The following is a 6,899-nucleotide window of genomic DNA, read 5'->3' on the forward strand; positions in this document are numbered from 1 at the left end:
CGGTCGTCCGGCCGGACGAGCCCGCCGAGCGCGCGGCCGGGCGGCTGCGCGCCGAGGGCGCCCGTTGGGCGGTGGTCCTCGACTCCTCCGGCGACCTGCACGGCTGGGTGGGCCTGGACGCGCTGGCGGCGGGCGGCTGCGTCGGCGATCTGGCGCACCGGATGAGGGCGTGGGTGCCGGTGGGCGCGCCGCTCAGACAGGCCTTCGGGGTGATGCTCCAGCACGACGCCGGCTGGGTCGCCGTGCTGGACGGCGCCCGTTTCCTCGGCGTGCTGACCCCGGCGAAGCTGCACGAGGCGCTGCGCCGCTCGGTGGACGCCGACGCGCTGGGGGTGGCGCGGGGGCAGGTGCGCTTCGACTCGGTGGCCGACGCCTGAGGGACTCCGCCCGGGTCGCGCCGGTCACTTCAGCAGGCCCTTGTCCTTCAGATAGGTCCGGGCCACGTCCGAGGGCAGCCGGCGCCAGCTGTCGACCCGCTGGTTCAGGGCTGCCAGGTCGGCCGTGGTGAGGACGTCGTTGAGCCTGCCGAGCACCTTGGTCACCCCGCTGCCGCCCGCGCGGGCGCGGTTGACGACCGGGACGATGTAGTCGGCGTTCTGGAGGTGCCGGTCGTCGGCGAGGAGGACGAGGCCGAAGGCGTCGAGGGTGGCGTCGGTCGTGGTGGTCAGCACCATCTGGTCGCGTCCGCTCCGCACGGCCTGTTTGGCCTGGGTGGTGCCGACGCCCTTGGGGTCGACGCCTGTGACGTCGATGCCGTAGGTCTTCCTCAGGCCCGGTGCGCAGTACGGGCGGCGCACGCACTCGTCGCCGGCCGCGAGCCGTACCTTCAGGCCGGACGCGCCGAGGTCGCCGAGGGTCTTCAGGCGGTGCTGCCGGGCGTACGACCGGCTCACCGCGAAGGCGTTCTGGTCGACGGCCCGGCCGGGGTCCAGGACGGTCAGGCCGCGCTGCGCGGCGAGCCCGCGCAGCGCGCGCATGGTGGCGCCGAGGTCGGGTGAGCCGGCCGGCGGCGCGTCCGTGCCGTGCGTCTTGGCGTTCAGCCAGTCGGCGAAGGTGGCCGCGTACTCGGGCACGACGTCGATCTGGCCGGATTCCAGGGCGGGTTCGTACAGTTCGCGGTTGGCGACGGTGAGCAGGGTCGTGCGGTATCCGGCCTGGTTCAGCAGCAGCGCGTACATCTGGGCGAGCAGGTCGCTCTCGGTGAAACCGGCGGACCCGATGGTCAGGTGCCGGCTGTCGCCGGGCGGCGCGGTCACCTGGCCGCGGTTCTCCAGGGAGGGGCCGGTGGAACAAGCGGCGAGCGCGGGGAGCAGCAGGAGCAGGGCGGGCAGCACGGCCGTGGCGGGCCGTGGGAGTGCGGCGGTGGGTGCTCTCACCGGGCGCCGCCCCGCGCCCGTCTCGGGGACAGTCGCTCGGCAATCTCGAAGGCGCCCTCGACCACCAGCGCGAAGGCGGCGACGAGGACGGCGCCGGCCACCACCTGCGGTGTGCTCGCCAGGTTGAAGCCCGCCGTGATGATGCGGCCGAGCCCCCCTCCTCCGGCCAGCGCGGCGATCGTGGCGGTGGCGACGAGCTGCACGGCCGCGATCCGCACCCCGTTCAGCACCATCGGGAGCGAAAGGGGCAGCTCCACGTGGAGCAGCGTCTGCCGTCCCGTCATCCCCATCCCGCGCGCCGCCTGCACGGTGCTGCGGTCGACCTCCCGCATGCCGACGTAGGCGTTGGTGAGCAGCGGCGGCACGGCGAACAGCACCAGTGCCACCACCGTCGGTCCCTCGCCCCATCTCCCGACGGGGGTCAGGAGCAGCAGCACCAGGACGGCGAAGGTGGGGACGGCCCGGCCGACGTTGGAGATGTTGACGGCGAGGGCGCCGCCCTTGCCGAGGTGGCCGAGGACGAGTGCGATCGGCAGGGCGACCAGGCAGCTGACGGCCAGGCAGACGACCGTGAGCACCAGGTGCTGCAGCAGGCGGTGCGCGATGCCGTCGTCGCCGCTCCAGTGGGCGGGGTCGGTGAGCCAGCCCCAGGCGTCGGTGAGGGTCCTCATGCGCGGCCGCCGTCCGGGGCGGTCCTCGTGGCGCTCGTGCGCGGGCCGCCGGCGCCGATCGTCCGGGTGTTCAGGTGCGGCCCGCCGGTGCCGGGCGTCCGCGGGTTCATGTGCCGCCCGCCCGCGTCCACGGGGTGAGCAGACGCTGGAGGACCAGCAGGAGCAGGTCGGCGAGGACCGCGATCACCACGCACAGCACGGAGGCGGTGAGCACCTGGGCCTTGAAGTAGGTGTTCATGCCCGCGTAGATGAGGTTGCCGAGCCCGCCGAAGCCGACGATCGCGCCGATCGTCACCAGGGAGACGGCCGACACCGTGGCGATGCGCACTCCGGCCATCGCGGCGGGCAGGGCGAGCGGCAGTTCGACGGTGAGCAGCAGCCGGACGGGACCGTAGCCCATGCCGCGTGCCGCCTGCCGGGTCTCCTCGGGGACGGCGCGCAGCCCCGCGAGGATGTTGCGCACCAGCAGGGTCAGCGAGTACAGCACGAGCCCGGCGACGACGAGGGTCGCCGAGAGTCCGTAGACCGGCAGGAGCAGGGAGAACATCGCCAGGGACGGGATGGTGTAGAGGACGGTCGTGACGGCGAGGACGGGGCCGGCCGCCCAGCTCCAGCGGCGGGCCAGCACGGCCAGGGGGACGGCGAGCGCGAGTCCGACGAGCACCGACAGACCGGTCAGCCGGAGGTGCTGGAGCACCGCGTCCCAGAGGATGTGGCGGCGCGTGCTCAGATACGCGCCGCAGATCCACTCGTTGCGCGCGAGGCAGTCGTCCGGGGGCGCTGTCACGCGTCCATTCCACCGGCGGCGCACGGGGTCGGCTCGCTGTGGTGACCCGTCCGGGGCGGCGCGCCCACCGAATCGGTGCGGGGTGGGGTCGCACCACCCCGTCCCCCGTGACAGAGAGGCTGAACAAGCGCTTAGATAGGTGGCACAGACCCGCAACCGATTCGTGTGCGCCGCGCTGGAGGCCCTGTTGTTCACGTCCGTCGACGATGTCTCCGCCCGCCTCGCCGAGACCGGATACCTGGCCTCGCCGGCGGTCGCCACATCCGTCTTCCTCGCCGACCGCCTCGGCAAGCCGCTGCTGGTCGAGGGGCCCGCCGGGGTCGGCAAGACGGAGCTGGCCAAGGCCGTGGCCCAGGTGGCGGGCGCCCGGCTGGTCCGGCTGCAGTGCTACGAGGGGGTGGACGAGTCCCGGGCGCTGTACGAGTGGAACCACGCCAAGCAGCTGCTGCGCATCAGCGCCGGCCGGGACGAGACGTGGGACGAGACCCGTACGGACATCTTCGGCGAGGAGTTCCTGCTGGCCCGCCCGCTGCTGACGGCGATCAGCGGCGACGAGCCGAAGGTGCTGCTGATCGACGAGACCGACAAGGCCGACGTGGAGGTGGAGGGCCTGCTGCTGGAGGTGCTCAGCGACTTCCAGGTGACGGTCCCCGAGCTCGGCACGATCACCGCGACCCGCCGCCCCTTCGTCGTCCTCACCTCCAACGCCACCCGCGAGCTGTCGGAGGCACTGCGCCGCCGGTGCCTGTTCCTGCACATCGGCTTCCCCGAGGAGGAGTTGGAGCGTCGCATCGTGGGCCTGAAGGTGCCGGGACTCAACGAGGCCCTGGCCGCGTCCGTCGTCCGGGTCGTCGGTGCGCTGCGGGCGATGGACCTGCGCAAGGTGCCGTCGGTCGCCGAGACCGTCGACTGGGCGCGCACGCTCCTCGCGCTCGGCGCCGGCACCCTCGACGAGACCGTGGTACGTGACACTCTGGGCGTGCTCCTCAAGCACCAGGAGGACGTGCTCAAGGCGGCCGCCAAGCTCGACCTGGACGCCGTGTGAACGCCGCCGCGCCGGTCGGCGCGGGCGTGCCGGACCGGCTGACGGGATTCGTCGCCGCGCTGCGCGCGCACGGCCTGCGGATCGGCACCGGCGAGACCGTGGACGCGGCGCGGGCGGTCGAGGCGCTCGGTCTGGCCGACCGCGAGCTGCTGCGGGAGGGGCTGGCCGCCACGCTGCTGCACGGCACCGGCCAGCGGGCGGTGTTCGACCCCGTCTTCGACCTGTACTTCCCGCGCGGCGTCGGCGCCCCCCAGGGGGAACCCGCCGGACGCGAGGAGCTGCGCGACCGGCTCGCGGAGGCGCTCGCCACGGGCGACACGGAGCTGCTCGGGCAGTTGGCGGTCGAGGCGGTCGACAGTCTCGGCGGATACGGGAGTTCCCCGGGCTCGGACGGCTGGTCGGCGTACCAGACGCTGGAGCGGCTGCGCCCGCAGACGCTGCTCGCCCGGGTGCGGGCGAGTGACCGCGCCGGGAGCGAGGCGGCCTCCTTCGCCGACCGACTGCTGGACGACGAGATCCGGCGCCGTATCGAGGTGTTCCGCCGGCAGGTCGGTACCGAGGCGCGGCGCAGGGTCGCCGAGCGGCGCGGACGGGAGGAGATCGCGCGGCGGGCGGTGGCGCCGAGCGCGGACCGGGTCGACTTCCTGTACGCGGGCCGGGACCGGCTCGCCGAGCTGCGCCGGACCGTGCAGCCGCTGGCCCGGAAGCTGGCCACCCGGCTGGCCGCGCGCCGCCGCCGGGCCGCCCGGGGCACCATCGACCTGCGCCGCACCGTGCGGGGCTCGCTGTCGACGGGCGGCGTGCCGATGAAGCCGGTGCTGCGTCGGCGCCGGCCCGTCCGGCCCGAACTGGTCCTGCTGTGCGACGTGTCGGGCTCGGTGTCGGGCTTCTCCGACTTCACCATGCTGCTGGTGCAGGCGCTGCACGACCAGTTCAGCAAGGTGCGCGTGTTCGCCTTCGTCAACCGCATCGACGAGGTGACCGGGTTTCTGCGGCACGGCACGGCCGACCCGGAGGGCCTGGGCTCCCGCATCCAGGCCGAGGCACGGCTGACCGGCTGGCACGGCAGCAGCGACTACGGCGTGGCACTGGGCGAGTTCGCCGAACGGTACGGCGACGCGGTCGGCCCGCGCACGACCGTGTTCGTGCTCGGGGACGCCCGCACCAACATGAGCGACCCGAACCTGCCGGCCCTGCGGGAGATCGCCGGCCGGGCCCGCCGCCTGTACTGGCTGAACCCCGAGCCCCGCGCCCAGTGGGGCACGGGCGACTCCGCCGCGCCCGACTACGCGGGCGTGGTCGACATGCACGAGTGCCGCAACGCCCGCCAGCTCGGTTCGATCGTCTCCCGGCTGCTGCCCGTGTGAGGGCGTGCCCGGGTCGCGGGACCGACGGTGCCCGGCGGAACGGATCGCCGTCCTGCCGGGAGCGGCACCCCTCCTCGATCATGCCTCGGACGGCGGCCCGCCCGCGCCGGGCTTCGCGTACTCCTGGGCCATGGCTCCCGCGAAGTCGTACACGACGACCTGTTCGTCGCCCACCACCCAGGCGTCGTGTCCGGGGGTGCACACGAAGACGTCGCCGGGACCCACCTCGGCCTCCCCGCCGTCGTCCATGACCAGGCGCATCCGGCCCCGCACGACGTAGCCGTTGTGGTGGATCATGCAGGACCCGGTGCCGGCGATCGGGGCGACCGACTCCGACCAGCGCCAGCCCGGTTCGAAGGTGCCCACGGCGAAGTCGAGTCCGGTGAGGTGGACGGCTTCGAGATGACCCCGGGGGAAGTCGCGCCGCTCGTCCGGCTTGTCGACCGTCTTGACTTCCAGCATGACGGTGTTCTCCCTTCCGGCCGTGCTGCCTGGGGCCGGTCTCCGTCTCCGGGCTCGAGCGCACGGTGCCGGCGGTGGCCGAGCCCCTCGCCTTCATCGTCTCCCCGCGGACCGGGGGCGGCCATTCGGGTCGGAGCGCGGGGCAGGACAGGGTGAACGGGCCGCGACGCGGCACTGCACGGGGCTGCTGTACCGCGCTCCACCACACGGCACAGGACCGGAAATGAGTTGACTCACCGGGCGGCGTCTCGTTTGCTTGCCCCTCATGTGCGCCGACACCCTGCACCCCGGCGAACGGGCCCTCGACGCCCTGCTCGTGTGCCGGCTGATCGCCGCCCAGTTCCCGCGATGGGCCGGGCTGCCCGTCACCCCGGTCGCCTCCGGCGGCACCTCCAACGTCATGTACCGGCTCGGCGAGGATATGGTGGTACGGCTGCCTCGCACCGCGGGAGCCGCCGAGGACGTGGCGAAGGAGCACACGTGGCTGCCCCGGCTCGCTCCGTCGCTGCCGGTGGCCGTGCCCGTGCCGCTGGGCAGGGGGACGCCGGCCGAGGGGTGGCCGTGGCCATGGTCGGTCTACCGCTGGCTCGACGGCGAGAACCCGGCCGTCGGGAGCATCGACGAACCCGGCCCGCTGGCCGAGGACCTGGCCGGCTTCGTCGCGGCCCTGCACCGGATCGATCCGGCCGACGGACCGCCCTCCTACCGCAGTGAGCCCCTGTCGGCGCGGGACACCGACACCCGGGGCGCCATCGCCGAACTGCGCGGCGCCGTCGACGCCGTCGCGGCCACCGCCGTCTGGGAGGAGGCTCTGCGGGCCCCCGGGCCGGCCGGGCCGCCGGTGTGGATCCACGCCGACCTTCAGCCCGGCAACGTGCTCGTGGCGGGGGGCCGGCTCGGCGCCGTGATCGACTTCGGGTGCCTGGGCCTGGGCGATCCCGCCGTCGACCTCGTCGCGGCGTGGTACGTACTGCCGGCGGGAGCGCGGGAGGTCTTCCGGGCGACGCTGGGCCCCGACGACGCGGCCTGGACGCGGGGGCGCGGCTGGGCCCTGTCGATCGCCCTGCTCGAACTGAGCTACTACCGCGACCGGAGCCCGTACATGGCGACCGTCGCCCGCCACGTCCTCCACGAACTCCTTCACGACCGCACCGCCGCGCCCTCCCCCACCGGCTGAACGCCTGGGAGGGC

Annotated in this window: 8 protein-coding genes; 4 read left to right on the forward strand and 4 right to left on the reverse strand. The window is 74.0% G+C overall.

Annotated features, from left to right (window positions below):
- Nucleotides 1-377, forward strand: a 377-nt coding sequence (locus BZY54_RS46760; protein ID WP_341868741.1) for a CBS domain-containing protein, incomplete at its 5' end; no start/stop codon positions are given.
- A 24-nt stretch (nucleotides 378-401) separates the two neighbouring features.
- Here the strand turns inward: BZY54_RS46760 and BZY54_RS46765 are convergent.
- The 3 genes from BZY54_RS46765 to BZY54_RS46775 all read right to left on the reverse strand — a co-directional run bounded on the left by BZY54_RS46765 (nucleotide 402) and on the right by BZY54_RS46775 (nucleotide 2,834).
- The gene (locus BZY54_RS46765; RefSeq protein WP_086731400.1) at nucleotides 402-1,331 is read right to left on the reverse strand and encodes an ABC transporter substrate-binding protein; all 930 of its coding nucleotides are present in this window, start codon (nucleotides 1,329-1,331) and stop codon (nucleotides 402-404) included.
- 41 nt (nucleotides 1,332-1,372) lie between these two features.
- Nucleotides 1,373-2,047, reverse strand: coding sequence for an ABC transporter permease (locus BZY54_RS46770; RefSeq protein WP_086731395.1), 675 nt, complete (start codon nucleotides 2,045-2,047; stop codon nucleotides 1,373-1,375).
- Nucleotides 2,048-2,153: 106 nt separating this feature from the next.
- Nucleotides 2,154-2,834 carry an ABC transporter permease gene (locus BZY54_RS46775; protein WP_086731396.1) on the reverse strand — a complete coding sequence of 227 codons (681 nt, stop codon included), beginning with the start codon at nucleotides 2,832-2,834 and terminating at the stop codon, nucleotides 2,154-2,156.
- Nucleotides 2,835-3,021: 187 nt separating this feature from the next.
- Between BZY54_RS46775 and BZY54_RS46780 the strand changes: the two genes are divergently transcribed.
- Both BZY54_RS46780 and BZY54_RS46785 read left to right on the forward strand, forming a co-directional pair.
- Entirely contained in the window at nucleotides 3,022-3,879 is an 858-nt protein-coding gene (locus BZY54_RS46780; protein ID WP_086731401.1) for an AAA family ATPase, read from the forward strand.
- Nucleotides 3,876-5,246: a vWA domain-containing protein gene (locus BZY54_RS46785; RefSeq protein ID WP_086731397.1), complete on the forward strand. Its 1,371-nt coding sequence runs from the start codon at nucleotides 3,876-3,878 to the stop codon at nucleotides 5,244-5,246. The genes BZY54_RS46780 and BZY54_RS46785 overlap by 4 nt, the downstream gene beginning before the upstream one ends.
- 78 nt (nucleotides 5,247-5,324) lie before the next feature.
- Here BZY54_RS46785 and BZY54_RS46790 read toward each other — a convergent pair whose 3' ends face one another.
- Nucleotides 5,325-5,708 carry a cupin domain-containing protein gene (locus tag BZY54_RS46790; RefSeq protein WP_086731398.1) on the reverse strand — a complete coding sequence of 128 codons (384 nt, stop codon included), beginning with the start codon at nucleotides 5,706-5,708 and terminating at the stop codon, nucleotides 5,325-5,327.
- A gap of 265 nt (nucleotides 5,709-5,973) precedes the next feature.
- Here BZY54_RS46790 and BZY54_RS46795 point away from each other — a divergent pair, with 265 nt between their 5' ends.
- Complete coding sequence (locus tag BZY54_RS46795; RefSeq protein WP_086731399.1) at nucleotides 5,974-6,885, forward strand: aminoglycoside phosphotransferase family protein; 912 nt, start codon at nucleotides 5,974-5,976, stop codon at nucleotides 6,883-6,885.
- The last annotated feature ends 14 nt before the right edge of the window (nucleotides 6,886-6,899 follow it).

It is taken from the genome of Streptomyces carpinensis (genome assembly GCF_002154505.1).
GTDB lineage: Bacteria > Actinomycetota > Actinomycetes > Streptomycetales > Streptomycetaceae > Streptomyces > Streptomyces carpinensis.